The 17737-nt window shown below is 65.7% G+C and carries 21 protein-coding genes; 12 read left to right on the plus strand and 9 right to left on the minus strand.

Annotated elements, in window-relative coordinates:
* Positions 1 to 2: 2 nt before the first annotated feature.
* The gene (locus tag AC5Y5W_RS17355; protein WP_500011835.1) at positions 3 to 749 is read left to right on the plus strand and encodes an MBL fold metallo-hydrolase; all 747 of its coding nucleotides are present in this window, start codon (positions 3 to 5) and stop codon (positions 747 to 749) included.
* A gap of 256 nt (positions 750 to 1005) precedes the next feature.
* Positions 1006 to 1407, plus strand: a complete 402-nt coding sequence (locus tag AC5Y5W_RS17360) for a heme-binding protein (protein WP_500011989.1) — start codon at positions 1006 to 1008, stop codon at positions 1405 to 1407.
* Here AC5Y5W_RS17360 and AC5Y5W_RS17365 read toward each other — a convergent pair.
* The 6 genes from AC5Y5W_RS17365 to AC5Y5W_RS17390 all read right to left on the minus strand — a co-directional run bounded on the left by AC5Y5W_RS17365 (position 1383) and on the right by AC5Y5W_RS17390 (position 6169).
* Positions 1383 to 2714 carry an NtaA/DmoA family FMN-dependent monooxygenase gene (locus AC5Y5W_RS17365; RefSeq protein ID WP_500011837.1) on the minus strand — a complete coding sequence of 444 codons (1332 nt, stop codon included), beginning with the start codon at positions 2712 to 2714 and terminating at the stop codon, positions 1383 to 1385. The genes AC5Y5W_RS17360 and AC5Y5W_RS17365 overlap by 25 nt on opposite strands.
* On the minus strand, positions 2711 to 3847 hold the full coding sequence (locus tag AC5Y5W_RS17370) for an LLM class flavin-dependent oxidoreductase (RefSeq protein ID WP_500011839.1): 1137 nt from the start codon (positions 3845 to 3847) through the stop codon (positions 2711 to 2713). Before AC5Y5W_RS17370 ends, AC5Y5W_RS17365 begins: the two co-directional genes overlap by 4 nt.
* Complete coding sequence (locus AC5Y5W_RS17375) at positions 3844 to 4914, minus strand: LLM class flavin-dependent oxidoreductase (RefSeq protein ID WP_500011841.1); 1071 nt, start codon at positions 4912 to 4914, stop codon at positions 3844 to 3846. Before AC5Y5W_RS17375 ends, AC5Y5W_RS17370 begins: the two co-directional genes overlap by 4 nt.
* Complete coding sequence (locus tag AC5Y5W_RS17380; protein ID WP_500011843.1) at positions 4911 to 5393, minus strand: GNAT family N-acetyltransferase; 483 nt, start codon at positions 5391 to 5393, stop codon at positions 4911 to 4913. Before AC5Y5W_RS17380 ends, AC5Y5W_RS17375 begins: the two co-directional genes overlap by 4 nt.
* Positions 5394 to 5475: 82 nt before the next feature.
* Positions 5476 to 5871, minus strand: a complete 396-nt coding sequence (locus tag AC5Y5W_RS17385) for a type II toxin-antitoxin system VapC family toxin (protein WP_500011845.1) — start codon at positions 5869 to 5871, stop codon at positions 5476 to 5478.
* A gap of 4 nt (positions 5872 to 5875) precedes the next feature.
* Positions 5876 to 6169 (minus strand): type II toxin-antitoxin system Phd/YefM family antitoxin, encoded by a 294-nt coding sequence (locus AC5Y5W_RS17390; protein ID WP_500011847.1) that lies wholly within the window; start codon positions 6167 to 6169, stop codon positions 5876 to 5878.
* 135 nt (positions 6170 to 6304) lie between these two features.
* Here AC5Y5W_RS17390 and AC5Y5W_RS17395 point away from each other — a divergent pair, with 135 nt between their 5' ends.
* On the plus strand, positions 6305 to 6556 hold the full coding sequence (locus AC5Y5W_RS17395; protein WP_500011849.1) for a type II toxin-antitoxin system ParD family antitoxin: 252 nt from the start codon (positions 6305 to 6307) through the stop codon (positions 6554 to 6556).
* Positions 6553 to 6849 carry a type II toxin-antitoxin system RelE/ParE family toxin gene (locus AC5Y5W_RS17400; protein ID WP_500011850.1) on the plus strand — a complete coding sequence of 99 codons (297 nt, stop codon included), beginning with the start codon at positions 6553 to 6555 and terminating at the stop codon, positions 6847 to 6849. Before AC5Y5W_RS17395 ends, AC5Y5W_RS17400 begins: the two co-directional genes overlap by 4 nt.
* A gap of 45 nt (positions 6850 to 6894) precedes the next feature.
* Here the strand turns inward: AC5Y5W_RS17400 and AC5Y5W_RS17405 are convergent, their stop codons facing one another.
* Positions 6895 to 7290, minus strand: a complete 396-nt coding sequence (locus tag AC5Y5W_RS17405; RefSeq protein ID WP_500011852.1) for a DUF3054 domain-containing protein — start codon at positions 7288 to 7290, stop codon at positions 6895 to 6897.
* 55 nt (positions 7291 to 7345) lie between these two features.
* On the opposite strand from AC5Y5W_RS17405, the gene AC5Y5W_RS17410 reads away from it, so the two are divergent.
* From AC5Y5W_RS17410 to AC5Y5W_RS17430, 5 genes are read left to right on the plus strand one after another with little or no spacing between them, the layout of a single operon-like run.
* The gene (locus AC5Y5W_RS17410; RefSeq protein ID WP_500011854.1) at positions 7346 to 8149 is read left to right on the plus strand and encodes an enoyl-CoA hydratase-related protein; all 804 of its coding nucleotides are present in this window, start codon (positions 7346 to 7348) and stop codon (positions 8147 to 8149) included.
* 13 nt (positions 8150 to 8162) lie between these two features.
* Entirely contained in the window at positions 8163 to 8894 is a 732-nt protein-coding gene (locus AC5Y5W_RS17415) for an SDR family NAD(P)-dependent oxidoreductase (protein WP_500011856.1), read from the plus strand.
* Positions 8891 to 10063 carry an acyl-CoA dehydrogenase gene (locus tag AC5Y5W_RS17420; RefSeq protein ID WP_500011858.1) on the plus strand — a complete coding sequence of 391 codons (1173 nt, stop codon included), beginning with the start codon at positions 8891 to 8893 and terminating at the stop codon, positions 10061 to 10063. The genes AC5Y5W_RS17415 and AC5Y5W_RS17420 overlap by 4 nt, the downstream gene beginning before the upstream one ends.
* Positions 10060 to 11205 carry an acyl-CoA dehydrogenase family protein gene (locus tag AC5Y5W_RS17425; RefSeq protein WP_500011860.1) on the plus strand — a complete coding sequence of 382 codons (1146 nt, stop codon included), beginning with the start codon at positions 10060 to 10062 and terminating at the stop codon, positions 11203 to 11205. The genes AC5Y5W_RS17420 and AC5Y5W_RS17425 overlap by 4 nt, the downstream gene beginning before the upstream one ends.
* Positions 11205 to 11843, plus strand: coding sequence for a TetR/AcrR family transcriptional regulator (locus AC5Y5W_RS17430; RefSeq protein ID WP_500011862.1), 639 nt, complete (start codon positions 11205 to 11207; stop codon positions 11841 to 11843). The genes AC5Y5W_RS17425 and AC5Y5W_RS17430 overlap by 1 nt, the downstream gene beginning before the upstream one ends.
* On the opposite strand, the gene AC5Y5W_RS17435 is transcribed toward AC5Y5W_RS17430, so the two are convergent.
* Positions 11812 to 12486, minus strand: coding sequence for a potassium channel family protein (locus tag AC5Y5W_RS17435; protein ID WP_500011864.1), 675 nt, complete (start codon positions 12484 to 12486; stop codon positions 11812 to 11814). The two genes, AC5Y5W_RS17430 and AC5Y5W_RS17435, sit on opposite strands and share 32 nt — an antisense overlap.
* A 164-nt stretch (positions 12487 to 12650) precedes the next feature.
* Between AC5Y5W_RS17435 and AC5Y5W_RS17440 the strand changes: the two genes are divergently transcribed.
* The 3 genes from AC5Y5W_RS17440 to AC5Y5W_RS17450 are packed head-to-tail and all read left to right on the plus strand — an operon-like array spanning position 12651 to position 16484.
* The gene (locus AC5Y5W_RS17440; protein WP_500011866.1) at positions 12651 to 14147 is read left to right on the plus strand and encodes a potassium/proton antiporter; all 1497 of its coding nucleotides are present in this window, start codon (positions 12651 to 12653) and stop codon (positions 14145 to 14147) included.
* Between the two features lie 44 nt (positions 14148 to 14191).
* A complete protein-coding gene (locus AC5Y5W_RS17445) occupies positions 14192 to 15049 on the plus strand; it encodes an SDR family oxidoreductase (RefSeq protein ID WP_500011868.1) in 858 nt (285 codons plus the stop codon).
* A gap of 40 nt (positions 15050 to 15089) precedes the next feature.
* Positions 15090 to 16484, plus strand: coding sequence for an NAD(P)/FAD-dependent oxidoreductase (locus tag AC5Y5W_RS17450; RefSeq protein WP_500011870.1), 1395 nt, complete (start codon positions 15090 to 15092; stop codon positions 16482 to 16484).
* On the opposite strand, the gene AC5Y5W_RS17455 is transcribed toward AC5Y5W_RS17450, so the two are convergent.
* Positions 16481 to 17635, minus strand: coding sequence for a glycoside hydrolase 5 family protein (locus AC5Y5W_RS17455; RefSeq protein WP_500011872.1), 1155 nt, complete (start codon positions 17633 to 17635; stop codon positions 16481 to 16483). The genes AC5Y5W_RS17450 and AC5Y5W_RS17455 overlap by 4 nt on opposite strands.
* Between the last annotated feature and the right edge of the window lie 102 nt (positions 17636 to 17737).

Genomic DNA, 17737 nt, shown 5'->3' on the forward strand with positions numbered 1-17737 from the left:
GCATGGCACCGGCGCTGACGGCCATCACCGAGACCGTGCACCTCGCCCAGGGCGAGGCGGTCAACTGGCTGCTGGTCACCGACAACACCGGGGTCATGCTGATCGACGCCGGCTATCCCGGCGACCGCGACGACGTGCTGGCCTCGCTGCGTGAACTGGGATATCAGGCCGGCGACGTCCGCGCGATCCTGCTCACCCACGCCCACATCGACCACTTTGGCTCGGCGATCTGGTTCGCCAAAACCCACGGCACCCCGGTGTATTGCCATCCCGACGAGGTGGGCCACACCAAGCGGGAGTATCTGGAACAGGCGTCGCCGCTGGACGTCGCGCTGCGGATCTGGCGGCCCCGCTGGGCGGTGTGGGCGGTGCACGTGGTCCGCAACGGCGGCCTGATCCGCGAGGGCATTCCGACCGCGCAGCCGCTGACTGCTCAGGTGGCCGCGGGCTTACCCGGCCAGCCGCTGGCCATTCCCACTCCCGGGCACACCGGCGGGCACTGCTCGTATTTGGTCGACGGTGTGCTGGCCAGCGGCGATGCCCTGGTCACCGGACATCCGTTGCTGGCACGCAGCGGCCCGCAGCTGTTGCCGGCGGTGTTCAGCCACAGCCAGGACGACTGCGTGCGCAGCCTGGCGGCGCTGGGCTTGTTGGAGACCGAGATTTTGGCTCCCGGTCACGGCGACTTGTGGCGCGGTCCGGTCCGTCAGGCCGCCGAACAGGCCCGTGCGCTCGCTCAAGTCCGCTGAACGCGGTCACAATTCGGTCACGGTGCAGATCACGATTCGTTAAGAACTCTCACGCTTTCGCTATCGCTCTCGTCGATTGCTTACCGAAAACGGCCGCAATTGAGATTCATTTCACGCGCGTGTGCCGGTCATGCACCGCGGCACCGGTTTTCGCGGATTTTCACACAGTTGACGCTCTTCGAGCCGCGCGTACTTTGGGCCTCGGGTGTCGGCAACCCCAATCCAATCACCGTGCAATTCGAGGAAACAACCAATGATGAAATTCCGTGGTATGACCGCGCGCCGGCAAGCCGCCGGCATCTCCGCCGCCTGCTGCCTTTTCGGGGGCCTGGCTGCAACCACGATCCTGGCGCCGACGGCGTCCGCAGCGCCGGACTGCAGTCCTGCCGGGGTGCAGAACACCGTCAACTCGGCGACCGGGTCGGCTCGCCAGTACCTCAACGGTCACCCGGATGCCGACACTGCGGTGACGGATGCGTTCAGCCGGCCGCGTCCGGAGGCGGCGGCCAGTCTGCGCACCTACTTCACTGCGCACCCGCAGCAGTACCACGACCTGCGGGGCATCCTGGCGCCGATCGGCGACACGCAGCGTCAGTGCAACACGACAGTGCTCTCGCCCCAGCTGCAGTCGGCCTACGACGAGTTCATGGCCGGCTGAACGTCGAGATGATCCCGCAGGGTTCGACCGGTGTATCGGGTGCGGTAAACACCGCGGTCCTGCAATAGCGGGACGACCCGGTCGACGAACTCGTCGAGCCCATGCGGGGTCAGGTGCGGCACCAGGATGAACCCGTCGCAGGCATCGGCTTGCACGTAGCGGTTCATCTCGTCAGCGATCTCGGCGGCTGTCCCGACGAATTGCTGACGGCTGGTAACGGCGATCACCAGTTCGCGGATGGTCAGGTTTTCTGCCTGGGCACGTTCCCGATAGAGCTTGGCCACCGCGACTGGGTCGCCGTGCCGCACCCGGCCCTGCGTGATGCCGGTGTCACCGGCTGGTTCGACGTCGGGCAGCGGGCCGTCGGGGTCGTAGGCCGACAGGTCGCGGCCCCACACCTGTTCGAGCATGGCGATTGCCGTCGGGCCGCTGACCTGCTGGTGGCGGATGTGCTGCGCTTTCTCGACCGCGTCGGCGGCGGTGTCCCCCAGGACGAAGGTGGCCGCGGGAAATACTTTGAGCGCGTTCGGGTCTCGGCCAGCGGCTACTGCTCGGGCTTTGACGTCGGCGGTGTAACGTTGTCCGTCCTCCAGCGAGCCGTGCAGCGTGAACATGGCGTCGGCGTGCCGCGCTCCAAACGATCGGCCTTCCGGCGAGTCGCCGGCTTGCAGCAGGACCGGATGGCCCTGCGGTCCGGCCGGCAGTGTCGCCATCCCGCGCACGTCGAATTGCTCGCCGTGGTGTTCGACGTTCCGGATGCGGCTGGGATCGACGTAGATTCCGGCGTCGACGTCAGCCAGCACGGCGCCGGAGGCCCAGCTGTCCCAGAATTGACGTGCTACTGAGAGGAATTCCTCGGCACGTTGATACCGGTCGGCGTGGTCGAGGAATCCACCGCGACGAAAGTTCGCCCCGGTGAACGCGTCTGACGAAGTGACGATGTTCCAGCCGGCCCGGCCCTCGGACAGATGATCCAGAGTGGCGAATTGCCGTGCCACTTCGAAGGGTTCGTTGAAGGTGGTGTTGATGGTGCCGGTCAGGCCGATCCGGTCGGTGACGCCGGCCAGTGCGGCCAGCACGGTGAAGGTGTCCGGGCGGCCCACCACATCCAGGTCGTAGATGTGGCCGCGGTGCTCGCGCAGCCGCAGTCCTTCGGCCAGAAAAAAGAAATCGAACAGTCCGCGTTCGGCGGTGCGGGCCAGATGTACGAACGAGTCGAACTCGATCTGGCTGCCTGCGGCCGGGTCGGTCCACACGGTGGTGTTGTTGACGCCCGGGAAATGTGCGGCCAGGTGAACCTGCTTCATTCGCACCGGCCCCGGCTTCGTCCGAACCAGCACTGCGCGATCAATTCATGCGAGCGCAGCCGGTCCTCGTGGCGATGGGTGACCGAGGTGACGACGAGCTCGTCGGCGCCGCTGACCCGCTGCAACGCTGTCAACCGCTCGGCTACCTCATCAGGATCGCCGACGAATTGTGTTGCCAGTCGGTCATTGACCACCGTCAGCTGCTCGTCGGTGAGCTGCGGGCAGTCGTTTGGGTCCGGATAGGGCATCGCGCCGTCGTCGGCCCGAATGGAGTACACCCACTGGCCGTAACTGGCGGCCAGCCGCCGTGCGGTAGCGGTGTCGTCGCCGACGACGATGTCGGCCGAGATCACCACATAGGGCTCGGTCAGTGTCGCCGACGGTACGAACGCGGCGCGGTAGGCGTCGACGGCGTCCAGCGCAGTGGCCGGGGTGAGGTGATAGCTGGCGACGAAGGGCAGCCCGAGCGCGCCGGCCAGCTGTGCGCTTTTGCCCTTGCTGCTGCCGAAGATCCACGGCGTCAAGCCGGTTCGCTCACCCGGTACCGCGTGCACGTCGAACCCGTCGGCCTGGTAGTTGCCGTCGAGCATGGCCAGGATGTCGCCGAGTTGTTCGGCGAAGTCGGGAGCGACGGCCTCGGGTTGCTGCAGGATCGCCATGGTGGCCTGCACACGTTCTTTGTTGAGTACCGTGCGCAGGTCGAACGGCGGCGGCACCACCACCCCATCAATCTCACGCCACTCGCGAGGCAATTCAATCTTGGGCCGTGGCTTGCGCGTTTTGTTGGTCCTGCGGCGTTGCCCCGAGCGGCCCACACCGAGGTCGATGCGGCCCGGATGGAATGCCTCGAGCATTCCGAAGCTTTCCACTACCGCGGCCGCAGTGGTATGGCTGAGCTGTACCGCTGCCGAGCCGACCCGAATCGTGTTGGTAGCGGCGGCGATCTGGCCGATCAACACCGCCGGCGACGAGCTGGCGACGGCGACGAAGTGGTGTTCGGCGATCCAGAACCGCCGATATCCCCACTGTTCGGCGTGCCGCGCCAGGTCGACGGTGTTGCGCAGCGCGGTCGCGGCGTCGCTGCCGGCGCTGATCGGCGCCAGGTCGAGAACTGACAACGGGACGTTGGTCATCGGGTCGCATACCTGTTGTGGGCCACCGGCAATCCAAGACGCTCGCGCAGCGTCTCGCCGCCTCGGTAACGACTGCGGAACACGCCGCGCTGCTGCAGTAACGGCACTACTTCATCGACGATCAGCGGCAGGTCTGTCGTGTTGACTGCCGGCCGTAGCCGGGCGCCGGCGATGCCCAGCTGCTGCCAATCGAGCATGAGATCCACCAATTCTGTTGGACTGCCGTCGAACACATGAGCATCCGATCGGAAGTTGGCATCGCCGCCGAACGTCACCACCACGTCGGCGTAGACCTTCAGCCGCTCGTCCAGCTCGTCGAGGATTGCCCGAAGCGATGCGTCATCGGTCGGTGTGACGAACACGAGATCGGCGCTGGCGGAAGCGAATTGGTAGATGGGTGTTGCGTGGGCCAGCGCAGCGACCACCGGTTGCCCCTGGGGCGGACGCGGGGTGATGGACGGGCCTTTGACCTTGAAATACCTTCCGGTGAAGTCGATGTAGTGCAGTTTGTCCCGGTCGACGTAGCGCCCGGTGGCCGCGTCGCGGATCACCGCGTCGTCCTCCCAGCTGTCCCAGAGCCGGCGAACCACCTCTACATAGTCGGCGGCCTCGTCGAACAGGTCGCCGGATGCCTCGCGTCGGCCGAACAGGGCCGCCTCGTGGGCGGTCGCACTGACTCGGGCCTGCCAGCCGCCCCGTCCGCGTGACACGTAGTCGAGGGTGGCGATGGCCTTGGAGAGATGGAACGGCTCGGTATGGGTGACGGTGGCCACCGGGATGAGCCCGATATGCCGGGTCACCGGGGCGATGCGGGCGGCGACCAGCACCGCGTCCCCGCGTCCGGCCAACCGGCGCGGATCGATTGCTTCACGGCGCCCGGGCTGGGGCATCAGGGTGTCGTCGATGGTGAGGAAGTCGAGCAGTCCGCGTTCGGCGGTGACGGCCAGGTCGGCCCAATAGCCGCCGGTGAGTACCTGCTGCGCCGCCGGTTCCGGCGTGCTGCGCCAGGCCTGCGGGTGCCAACCGTAACCGTCGAGCGCCACGCCCAGCTGCAGCCGCCTGGTCATGACAGATCCTTGCCGAACGCGACCGGATACACCGGTTCGGTCGAGGGCAACGGTTCGGCCAGCCGGGTGTAACCCGCGGCGTGATACAGCGCCTCGGCCTCGGGTTGCCGATCACCGGTCATCAGGTAGATACGCCGATAGCCGCGAGCGGTGATCGCCGCCTCCAGCTCGACCAGCAGTGCTGCCGCCAGGCCGCGACGACGGTATGCCTGGTCGGTCCAAATCCGCTTCAGCTCAGCAGTTTCGGCGTCGAATCGGCGAAACCCGCCGCCAGTGACGGGCGCACCGTCCAGCACACCGATCAGCCAACCACCGTCGGGTGGACTGAATTCGGCCGCCGGATAATCGCGCAGCCAGGTCAGCACGGCCTGCGGTGCGCCGCCGTAGCGCTGCGCGTACTCGGCGGCCAACTCGGTCAGCAGTGGCTGCGTCAGCGGATCGTCCTGGCCGACCGGCACAAACTGCAGGGTTTCTGGCATCACCTAACTGTCTACCGTGGATCGCCCGGTTGCATTCCCCCGGCTGGCTTTCCCGAGACCGTGAACGGACTGACCGGCCGGGTCAGGGCACAGCGATGATATCCAGTGCGCGATGCAGACCGAGAAAATCCGCTTCGTTGCGGGTAATGAGCGGGACTCCCAAAGCCACTGCCACCGCAGCGATGAGCAAATCAAATCGGCGCGGCTTGGGGTTTCGGCCGATACCGCGGACGCTCGCGCACAACGCTCCATAAACACGGGCGGCGGTCGCGTCGAATGGGATCGGCGCGAATGTGTTGACGATCCAGTGGTATCGCTGCTCGCGAACCGCGTTGACGAGCGGATCGTCGGTGTGCAGTCCGTAGGACAGTTCGGCGAGCGTGATGGTGCTGACCGCGGCGGTTGCGCTATGCGCGGCGATGGCATCAGCCGGAAAGTCGATCACGACGGAGGTGTCGAGCAATACGCGTTCATGCATCCGGTTACCTGACGTGGCGCCATGGATCGATGTCATCGTCGTCGACAGCGCCGTCGAGCGCGTGCAACTCCGCAGCGAAGTGCTCTGCGTTCCAGTCGGGAAGTCCGGCGGCGCCGGCAGCGATTTCCGCTACCGCGACGAAACGTGGCCGCTCGCCTGCATTGGTGCGCTCATGCGGTACCAGGTCCGCCACCGGAACACCGTTTCTCGTCACCGTGAAACTATCCCCGCGCTCGACGCGGCGCATGATCGTTCCGCTGTCGTTGCGCAACTCGCGCTGACTGATGGTGCTCTTCATTCCCCTACCGTAGCACGATTGTGCTACAGCTTGTAGCACTTGACGGCCGAGAAAGTGAACGATCGCCTCGATGCCGAGTGCCTGCCTCGTTGCGAATGCGACCTGCTGAATACCAATAATTAGTATTATGGGTTGATGGGTAAGAGCACCTCCTTCAGCCTCGACGAGCATTACAGCGCCTTCATCAACGCCGAGATCGCCGCGGGTCGTTATCGATCGGCCAGTGATGTCGTACGCTCCGCGTTGCGGCTGCTTGAGGACCGCGAAACCCAGTTGCGGGCACTGCGCGATGCCCTCGAGGCCGGTGAGCGCAGCGGCACCTCGACACCGTTCGACTTCGACGCCTTCCTCGACCGCAAGCGGTCTGAGGCTTCGCGCGGCCCGTGAGCAGCCGATACCTTCTCTCTCCTGCCGCCCAAGCAGATTTGGAGCAGGTCTGGGACTACACCCATGACCGTTGGGGTGTCGACCAGGCCGAGCAGTACCTGCGCGAACTTCAACAGGCCGTCGATCGCGCTGCGGCAAATCCTCGGATCGGCCGAGCCTGCGATGAAATCCGTCCCGGCTATCGCAAGCTCGCCGCCGGGTCACACACGCTGTTCTTTAGGGTGACCGCCGATGACGTCGTCGACGTCGTGCGTATCCTGCACCAACGTATGGATGTCGACCGTCACCTCTGACTCTCTATGCCACCATCCGTGACATGCTTGCCTGCATCCGCGCGGCTAGCTCCGCCCTTCCTGCCGCCCCGCCGTCAGGCCTCGTCGCCGCACCATGAGCACGGCCGCCGCCCGCCAACCCAGCAGTAGTACCGCGGTGACCGTCGAGGCCACCACCACGAAGCTGACAGCGACACCGGCCGAGCTGGCCTTGCGCAGCAACATCCCGACAACCACCGTGCACACCCAGACGATCACGCCGGTCGGAGCCAGCGCCGTCGGCCGCCGCCACCCTCGCGACAGCAGCCAACCCAAAATCGTGCCGATCAAAAACGGCCATGCCGTCGTCGCTACACCGGCAACACTGAGTCCTTCGTCATGGCTGCGCCGGCCCAATGCGCAAAACACCAGCACACAGATGACGTCAACGCCCAGCCAACCCAGGGCCATCGATGGTCGCATGCCGCGACAGTACCGGGCTTGACCGCCACCCGAACTGAATATAGATTCGTCCAGAATGAACGCCAATTCACCCTACGCAGACATCACCTACGAGATCGACGCTGCTGCGGCGATCATCACGATCAACCGGCCGCACCGCTACAACGCCTTCACCGGCAAGACCGTCGAGGAACTCGTCAGGGCGTTCCGCGCCGCGTGGGCCGATACCCGAGTGTCCGCAATCATCTTGACAGGCGCCGGCGACAAGGCGTTCTGCACCGGCGGCGACGTCAAGCAGCGGGCGGAGACCGGTGACTACGGGCCCACCGAGAGCGGCATGTTCGAAATCGGCTATCTGCACAAGCTGATTCGCGACGTGCCCAAGCCGGTGATCGCCGCGGTCAACGGAGTCGCGGTCGGCGGCGGTCATGTGCTGCATGTGCTGTGCGATTTGTCGATCGCCGCGGAGCACGCGACGTTCGGCCAGGCCGGACCGCGAGTCGGGTCGTTCGACGCGGGCTTCGGATCGGCGTATCTGGCGCGGGTGGTTGGCGAGAAGCGGGCTCGCGAAATCTGGTTCCTGTGCCGACGCTACGACGCCGCCACCGCCGAACGCTGGGGTCTGGTGAACTACGTGGTGCCCGCCGACCAACTGATGGCCGAGGCCAAGGCCCTGGCGGCGGAGATCGCCGAGAAGAGCCCGACCGCGTTGCGTTTCCTCAAGCAGTCGTTCAACGCCGACACCGACCACCAGGCCGGCCTCTCCAACATGGCGATGTCAGCGCTGGAAATCTTCGTGCACACCGACGAAGGCCGAGAAGGCGCGCAGGCGTTCGCCGAAAAGCGTCCCGCCGAGTTCGGCCGCTATGTCACGGCCTGAGGAGAAGCCGCAGATGAGCAAGCTCGCACTGGTGACCGGGGCCGGATCGGGTATCGGCAAGGCGATCGCGCTGGGGTTCGCCGCCCAGGGTGACCGGGTCGTCGCCGCCGACCTCGACCAAGCTGCTGCCGAGGCCACCGCCAAAGCACACCCCGAGTTGATCACCGCACTGCCGGTCGACGTCGCCGACCGCGCACAAGTGGACACCCTGCGCGACCGCACCCGCGCCGAGGTCGGTGTCCCCGACGTGTTGGTCAACGCCGCCGGCTGGGATCGCACCGACCAATTTCTCAACGCCACAACCGAGTTCGCCGAAAAGGTGGTGGCGATCAACTACCTCGGCCCGGTGCACATGTGCAGCGCGTTTCTGCCGGGCATGATCGAAGCCGGTGGTAATGGGCGAGTGGTCAACCTGGCCAGTGACGCCGGACGGGTGGGCAGCGCGGGCGAAACCATCTACGCCGGCGCCAAGGGCGGTGTCATCGCGCTGACCAAGTCGCTGGCCCGCGAAATGGCCCGCCACCAGATCACGGTCAACTGCGTGTGCCCCGGCCCGACCGACACCCCGCTATTCGCGGCGCAACCGGACAAGCTGAGAGAGGCTCTGGTCAAGGCGATCCCGTTTCGCCGATTGGCCCGGCCCGAGGAAGTCGCGGCGCCAGTACTGTTTTTCGCCTCCGACGCCGCGTCGTTCATCACCGGCCAGGTGATCAGCGTCAGCGGCGGACTTACCATGGCGGGATGATGAGCTTCGACCCCTACGATCCACTCGGCCTGGATGTGTCGTTGTCCAGCGACGAGATTGCGGTGCGGCAGACGGTCCGTGATTTCTGCGCCGAGAATGTCACCCCCTATGTCGCCGACTGGTTCGAAGCGGGCGATTTGCCGGTGGCCCGCGAACTGGCCAAGCAGTTCGGCGAGCTGGGCCTGCTGGGCATGCACCTGAAGGGTTATGGCTGCGGCGGCGCATCGGCGGTGCACTATGGGCTGGCCTGCACCGAGCTCGAAGCCGCCGACTCGGGCATCCGTTCACTGGTATCGGTGCAGGGGTCGCTGGCGATGTTCGCGATCTGGAACAACGGCTCCGAGGAGCAGAAGCAGCAGTGGCTACCGGGCATGGCGGCCGGCGAGCTACTGGGGTGCTTCGGGCTGACCGAGCCCGATGTGGGGTCCGATCCCGCAGCAATGAAAACCCGTGCGCGACGCGATGGTTCGGACTGGGTGCTCAACGGCCGCAAGATGTGGATCACCAACGGCACGGTGGCCGATGTTGCGATCGTGTGGGCGGCCACCGCCGACGGGATCCGCGGATTCATCGTCCCCACCGACACGCCCGGCTTCACAGCCAACACCATTCACCACAAGTTATCGCTGCGCGCGTCGATCACCTCCGAGTTGGTGCTCGACGACGTGCGGCTACCCGACGACGCAATGCTGCCGAACGGCAAAGGCTTGCGCGGGCCGCTGGCCTGCCTGTCCGAGGCGCGGTACGGCATCATCTGGGGGTCGATGGGCGCTGCGCGGTCGGCCTGGCAATCCGCGCTCGACTACGCCACCCAGCGCACCCAATTCGACCGCCCCATCGCGGGATTCCAGTTGACTCAAGCCAAACTCGTCGACATGGCCGTCGAGTTGCACAAGGGGCAGCTGCTGTCGCTGCAGTTGGGCCGACTGAAAGACAGCGTCGGGCTGCGGCCGGAGCAGGTCAGCTTCGGCAAGCTCAACAACACCCGGGAAGCGATCGAGATCTGCCGTACCGCGCGAACCATCTTGGGCGGCAACGGGATATCACTGGAATACCCGGTGATCCGGCACATGGTCAATCTGGAGTCGGTGCTGACCTACGAGGGGACCCCGGAGATGCACCAACTGATACTGGGGCAGGCCTTTACCGGCCTGGACGCCTTCCGATGAGCGCGCTGAGCTACACAGCCGAGCACCACCAGTTCCGGGAGCTGGTGCGTGGCTTCGTACAGCAGACCGTGCTGCCGGCCCACGAGAACTGGGAACGGGCCGGGTGTTGGGATCGGTCGCTGTTCACCGAGGCGGGCAAGCTTGGGCTACTGGGCTTTCCGGTGCCTGAAGACCTCGGCGGTCCGGGTGTCCACGACTTTCGCTACCACGCAATCGTTATTGAAGAACTGCAGCGGGCCGGCGCAGCCGCCGAGGCGATCGCCTTCTCGCTGCAAAACGACGTCGTGCTGCCCTATCTCACCGACATGACCACCACCGAACAGAAGCAACGCTGGCTGCCCCGAGTGGTGACCGGCGAGACCGTGCTCGGCATCGCAATGACCGAGCCCGGCACCGGCAGCGATTTGGCCGGCATCCGCACGACGGCGGTCCGCGACGGTGACCACTACGTCGTCAACGGCGCGAAAACCTTTATCTCCAACGGCCAGAACGGCGACCTGTTCGTCATCGCGGTCCGTACCACGGCCGAGAAGCACAAGGGACTGTCGCTGCTGGTGGTCGAGCCGGACACACCGGGATTCAGCCGCGGCCGCAACCTGGAGAAGATCGGCCTGCACGCCCAGGACACCAGCGAGTTGACCTTCACCGACATGCGGGTTCCCGTCGACAACCTGCTCGAGGACGAGGGCAAGGGCTTCTACCAGTTAATGAGCAACCTTCCCCAAGAACGCCTTTCGCTCGGCGTCGGTGCCGTGGGCGCCGCCGAAGGCGTGCTGGCCGAGACTATGGAGTATGTCCGGCAGCGGCAGGCGTTCGGCTCGCCGATCGCCGACTTTCAGAACACCCAATTCGTACTCGCCGAACTGGCCACCGAACTCGACGTCGCCCGGACCTTCCTCGACGACTGCATCGTTGAACACCTGACCGGTGAGCTCACCACCGCGCGCGCGGCCCGGCTGAAGTGGTGGACCACCGAACTGCAAGTGCGGGTGGCCGACCGCTGCCTGCAACTGCATGGCGGCTATGGCTATATGCGGGAGTATCCGGTGTCGCGGGCGTTCGTCGACGCGCGCATCCAGACCATCTATGGCGGCACCACCGAGATCATGAAGACGATCATCGCCAAGGATCTGGGCTTCTGATGGTGCTCGACTACGGCGACCTGCCAGTCGAGGAGGCCGTGCGCGCCGTACGCGCCAGCACGCGCCGCCGACAGTTGCTCGACGCCGCGGTTACGGTGATGGGCCAGAAAGGCTTTCACCAGATGTCGATGCAGGATTTGGCGGCCGAGGCCAGCGTCAGCGTGGGGCTGATCTACAAGTACTTCGGCGGCAAGGAGGATCTGCTGCTGGCGACGATCGTGCGGATCCAGGACGCTTTCCGCGACCAGTTGGCTCCGGTCATGGAGGCGGCCGGTGCCGACTCCGCCGAACAGCTGGCCGCCGGGATCCGGCGCTACATCGAGATCGTCGACGAAAACCTGGATGCGGTGGTGCTGACCTACCGGGAGAGCCGCACCCTCGACGCGGCCGGGCGTGCCCAGATCAAAGACCTGGAGATCGCCACCGCCGCGCCGCTGCGTGCGGCGATCGAGACGGGTATCGCCGACGGCACGTTCCGCGACGCCGACGTGGATCTGGTGGTCTTCGACATCATGCTGCTCGCACACGGATGGGCCTTGAAGCATTGGCATTTCGGGCCCAACTACAGCCTCGACGACTACATCCGCCTACAGACGCAGCACGTGCTCAACTCGTTGCAGTGTCGAGGCCGTGAATGACCGCACGGATCTGATGCTCGACGGCGCTGCCGGCGACGAACAACATTTCGTCGCCGGCCTCCAGCACGTCGTCCGGTTGCGGAAGGATGATCTCGTCGCCGCGCAGCACGGTGATCAGCGCGGTGTTCTCGGGTAGCGCCAAGTCACGGACCCGTTGTCCGACGAGTGGGTTGTCCGCGGGGAGCGTCAGCTTTTCCAGGTTGGCCTGGCCCCGCCGAAGCCCCATCAATCGCACCAGGTGGCCGACATCGATGGCGCCCTCCACTCCGGCCACCATGGCCGTCGGGGTGGAGACCGCCACGTCGACGCCCCAGGCGTCGGTGAACAGCCATTCGTTGCGCGATTCGTTGACTCTGGCCACCACCCGGGCCACGCCGAACTCGGTCTTGGCCAACAGAGCCGCGGCGAGGTTCACCTTGTCATCGCCGGTGGCGGTGATGACCACATCGCACATCTCGATGCCGGACTCTTCGAGCGAGGTCAGCTCACACGCGTCGGCAAGCAACCACTCCGCATCGGGAACGGCACGCGGCTCGTAGTGCCGGGGGTCGCGCTCGATCAGTAAGACTTTGTGCCCGTCGTCGAGCAGTTCCCGCGCGACGGACCGACCGACAGCGCCTGCGCCCGCGATCCCGATCCGCACCTCTGGTCTCCTCACCGCCGTTGCCCGGGGTGGTACTCGGCCGGTACCACGGCATTCACTAGCGTTGGTACTGATTTGCCGGCCTGAACGCAACTCCGGTGACCTTTGCTGCACGCAGTAGGCGGGATGTTCCGTCGCACGTGCGCAGGCCCGACGAGGATGACATGACCCTGCAGCAGCTGTACGTGGCGCTGCTGATCGGCGGCGTTGTGCTGCTGGCCAGCATCGTCGCCACCCGGTTGGCGGCCCGGGTGGGTTTGCCCAGCCTGTTGCTGTTCCTCGCGGTCGGCGTCGCGCTCGGCAACGACGGGCTCGGGCTGGACTTCAGCGACGTTCAACTCGCCAGTGATCTCGGCACCGCGGCGCTGGCCGTCATCCTCATCGAGGGCGGTTTGACCACGCGGTTCGCCGATATCCGGAAACTGCTGGCACCCGCCGGTGTTCTGGCCACCCTAGGCGTCTTCGTCAGCATGGTGGTCACTGCTGCTGGTGCGCACTTCCTGCTCGGGATCAACTGGCAACTCGCGCTGCTGCTGGGCGCCATCGTTTCCCCCACGGATGCCGCCGCGGTCTTTTCTATCCTGCGCGTCCTGCCACTACCGAGGCGCGTTGCGGGGCTACTGGAGGCCGAGTCCGGATTCAACGACGCGCCGGCGGCCATTCTCGTCCTGATGCTCAGCGCCACGCCGCTGACTTTTGCGCCCGGACCCGCCATCGCCGGGGTGGTGTACGAGTTGATTGCCGGCGCGGCAATCGGATTGGCGTGCGGGCTGGTCGGCGCCATCGCGCTGCGGCGCGCGGCCCTGCCGGCCTCGGGCCTCTATCCGCTCGCGACGTTCGGGCTGGGCATGGTGGCCTTTGCCGCGGCGGGCAGCGTGCACGCCAGCGGGTTCCTGGCCGCCTACCTGTCCGGAGTTGTGTTGGCCAACTCCGGGCTGCCGCATCGCTCGGCAACTCGCTCCTTTGCACAGGGGCTGGGCTGGCTTGCCCAGATCGGCCTGTTTGTTCTGCTCGGCCTGCTGGTGAGTCCGGGCCAGTTGGCCGGTGATTTGGTGCCGGCGATCGTCGTCGGAGCCGTCCTGCTGCTGCTCGGCCGACCGCTGTCGGTCATCGCCTCGCTTGCGTGGTTCCGGGTGCCGTTGCGCGAGCAGGTGTTTCTCTCGTGGGCCGGACTGCGCGGCGCAGTCCCGATCGTGTTGGCGACTTTTCCGATCGTCGAAGGTGTTCAGGACAGCTACCGACTGCTCAACATCGTCTTCGTCCTGGTGGTGGTGTTCACCCTGGTGCAGGGCCCCAGCTTGGGCTGGATCGCGCACTGGATGAGGTTGATCTCCCGCGAGGCCACCCGGGAAATCCAGGTGGAAGCGGCTCCGCTGGACGTGCTGGAGGCTGAGCTGCTGACGATGACGGTGTCCAAGGCGTCGCGGTTGCACAACGTCTCGCTTCTGGAGCTGCGGCTACCCGAACCCAGCGCCATCACCTTGATCATCCGCGACGGCAGCACGTTCGTGCCCCAGCCGGACACTCGCATCGAGGCCGGCGATGAGCTGCTCATCGTCACCACCGCCAAGACACGTGCGTCCACCGAACGGCGACTGCGGGCAGTCAGCCGCCGCGGCAAACTCGCGTACTGGTTCGACGAGTACGGCGAACCAGATTAAGACCGGGTTCCACACCGAACTTGACACCTGTAAAGTCGCTGGCCATGGACAACATCAGGGGTAAGACCGTCGTCATCACCGGCGCTGCCCGGGGTATCGGTCACGCCACCGCCAAGGCGCTGCTGGCCCGCGGTGCGCGGGTGGTCATCGGCGACCGCGACATCGACGTGCTGGAAAAAGCCGTCGCGGGGTTGAGCAGTCTGGGTGCGGTGTCGGGCCATCCCCTCGACGTCACCGAGCGAGAGTCGTTCGCGGCCTTTCTCGACAAGGCCAGCGCCGACGGCGGCGGGCACATCGATGTGCTGATCAACAACGCCGGTGTGATGCCGGTGGGCCCGTTTTTGCAGCAGTCTGCCGAGGCCATCCGCTCCTCGATCGAGGTCAACTTCTATGGCGTGCTCACCGGCTGCCAACTGGTGCTGCCGGAAATGGTCAAGCGCCGCAGCGGCCACATCGTCAACATTGCATCGATGGCCGGCATGGTGGCGGTCCCGGGCCAGGTGGTCTACGCCGGCACGAAGTTCGCTGTGGTCGGGCTCTCCAGCGCGATGGCCGACGAATTCGCCCCGCAGGGCGTCAACGTCAGCGCGGTATTGCCGACCTTCACCAACACCGAATTGATCTCCGGCACCGCTACCACCGCCGCGACCAAGCCGGTGCAGCCCGAAGACGTCGCCGCCGCAATCGTCAAGGTGCTCGACAAGCCGAAAGCGCAAGTGTCCGTACCCGGCTCGTCGCGCTTCATCGGCATCGTCACGATGTTGCTGCCGTCTCGGGGCCGGCGCTGGCTGGGCAAGAAGATGGGCACCGACACGGTGTTCCTCAACTTCGACAGCACCGCCCGCGCGGCCTACGAGGACCGCGCACAGCACGCGACCGGCGTCGTCGAGCACAAGGACTGAGCACTGGCCTGACCGGAGGCGTCGGTTTAGCCTCGATGAGGTGAGCCCGCCTGCAACCCAGCGTCACCGTGTCGTCATCATCGGGTCGGGCTTCGGCGGCCTGACCGCGGTCAAGGCTTTGAAGCGAGCGGATGTCGACGTCACGCTCGTCTCCAAGACCACCAATCACCTGTTTCAGCCGCTGCTCTATCAGGTGGCGACGGGGATCTTGTCCGAAGGCGAGATCGCCCCGGCCACCAGGCTGATTCTGCGCAAGCAGCGCAACGCCCGGGTGCTGCTCGGGGATGTCGAAGCGATCGACCTGACCGCGCGCACCGTGACGTCGAAGTTGATCGACATGCAAACGGTGACGCCCTTCGACAGCCTCATCGTTGCCGCGGGTGCGCAGCAGTCGTATTTCGGCAACGACCAATTCGCCACCTATGCACCAGGCATGAAGACGATCGACGACGCGCTGGAACTGCGCGGCCGGATCCTCGGCGCGTTCGAGGCCGCCGAGGTCACCACCGACCACGCCGAGCGGCAACGCCGTCTGACCTTCGTAGTGGTCGGGGCGGGGCCGACGGGCGTCGAGCTCGCCGGGCAGATCGCCGAGCTCGCCGATCGCACGCTGGCCGGGGCGTTTCGCACCATCGAGCCGACCGATTGCCGGGTGATCTTGCTCGACGCCGCACCCGCAGTGTTGCCGCCGATGGGTGAGAAGCTCGGGCTCAAGGCGCAGCGCCGGCTGGAGAAGATGGGCGTGGAGATCCAACTCGACGCGATGGTCACCGCCGTCGACTATCAGGGCATCGGGGTCAAGGACAAAGACGGCACCGAGCGGCGCATCGAATGCGCCTGCAAGGTATGGGCGGCCGGCGTGCAGGCCAGCCCGCTGGGCACGATGCTCGCCGAGCAGTCCGACGGGGCCGAGGTGGACCGCGCCGGACGTGTGGTCGTCGAACCCGACCTGACCGTCGAAGGACATCCGTACGTGTTCGTGGTCGGCGATCTGATGTCGGTGCCGGGTGTGCCCGGGATGGCGCAGGGCGCGATTCAGGGCGCGACCTACGCGGCCAAGTGCATCAAGCGCGCACTGAAAGGCCACGACGACCCCGCGCAGCGCGCGCCGTTCAAGTACTTCGACAAGGGCAGCATGGCGACGGTGTCGCGCTACAGCGCCGTCGCCCAGGTCGGCAAGCTGGAGTTCGGCGGCTTTCTGGCGTGGCTGGCGTGGCTGGTGCTGCACCTGTATTACCTTGTGGGACATAAGAATCGGTTCACCGCCGTGGTTGCCTGGGCCGTCTCGTTCCTGGGCCGCGGTCGCGGGCAGATGGCCATCACCAGCCAGATGATTTACGCCAGGCTGGCGATGAGCAGGGTGCGTGAGCAGCAGGCGGGCGCGTTGGCCGCGGTCGAGCAGGCCGAGCACGCCGAACAGGAGGCGGCGAGTTAAGACACCGGACCGGTGCTCAGCGCCCGAATCGTTTGAATTTCGCTGCCCTGGAAGGGCTGCCCGTCGGGTCGTAGCAGGTCGTGGAACCATACTCTCGGAATTGACGTGTACGGGTGGTTCCACGAGTCCCATGGGAAGTAGGTCTGGGTCCTGCCGGCGACCAGACCCCAGTTGAACGCTCCAACGTTGTGCTGCTTGGCAATTGGCAGGATTCCCTCGACCGTGCTGCCCTGGGTCCGCGCCATGTATTCGGTGCACAGCATCGGCCGTCCCAGCGGCGCGAGCTCGCCGATCCGGCTGGCGAAGGTGGCCGGTTTGGCATAGGAGTGGAACGTGATCACGTCGGAGTTGTCGAGCTGAATACTGGCTATTGTGCTGCGGCGTGCGGGATCTCCCCACTCGCCGTCCCACACACCGCTGGTCAGTGGCTGGCTGGGCTCGACTGAGCGTGCCCAACCGAAAACCTGAGGAAGCAACTCGGCAACCAGCTCCAGCTTGTCGCTGCGCTCGACGCTGCGGTACTGGTTCGCGGGATTGTCGGGCTCATTCCACAGGTCCCAGCCCAGAACACGATCGTCGTTGCGGAACTGGCTGATCACCCCGGTGACATAGGACTGCATAACGCGTTGATAGCCGCGGTCATCGAGACGTTCAGCGCCCGGGCTCTGCACCCAACCGGAGTTGTGGACTCCTGGTCTCGGTGCGTGCTGCCGGCCCAGTCTGGGGAACGGATCCCAACACGAGTCGAAGAAAACGAAAAGCGGTTTGATGCGATGACGCGCGGCAATGTTGACGAACTGCGCCAGGCGCATTTGAAAGCCCCGGGAATCCTGGGCCCAGAGCTGATCGTGCAGGAAGACCCGCACACTGTTGAGTCCGTGAAACCGCGCCCAGCCCAGTTCGGTGTCGATGCGCCGTGGGTCGTAGGTGCCGGGCTGAAACATCTCGAGCTGATTGATGGCGGTTGAGGTGCTGTAGTTCGCGCCGACGGGCCAACCCTGCGCTTGATACCACCGGTTGGCACGGTCAACCGACCACCGACTTGACTCGCCAGAGGCGCGGGGCGGGTCCGCAGCAGCGTGCGGCGCCTGGGCCATCGCCGCGCCTGCTGCCACCAGCAGCGGCAGCTTCAAGACGGTTCGGCGATACACAAAATGACGATATGTTGACCAAGGCGGTGTCCCCGGTATTTGCCCCGCGCGTTGCGCTAGATAGTCGTTAAAAAGTTATGCGGCAGCTGTAATCTCACAAAT

The organism is Mycobacterium sp. NGS51, assembly GCF_059812525.1.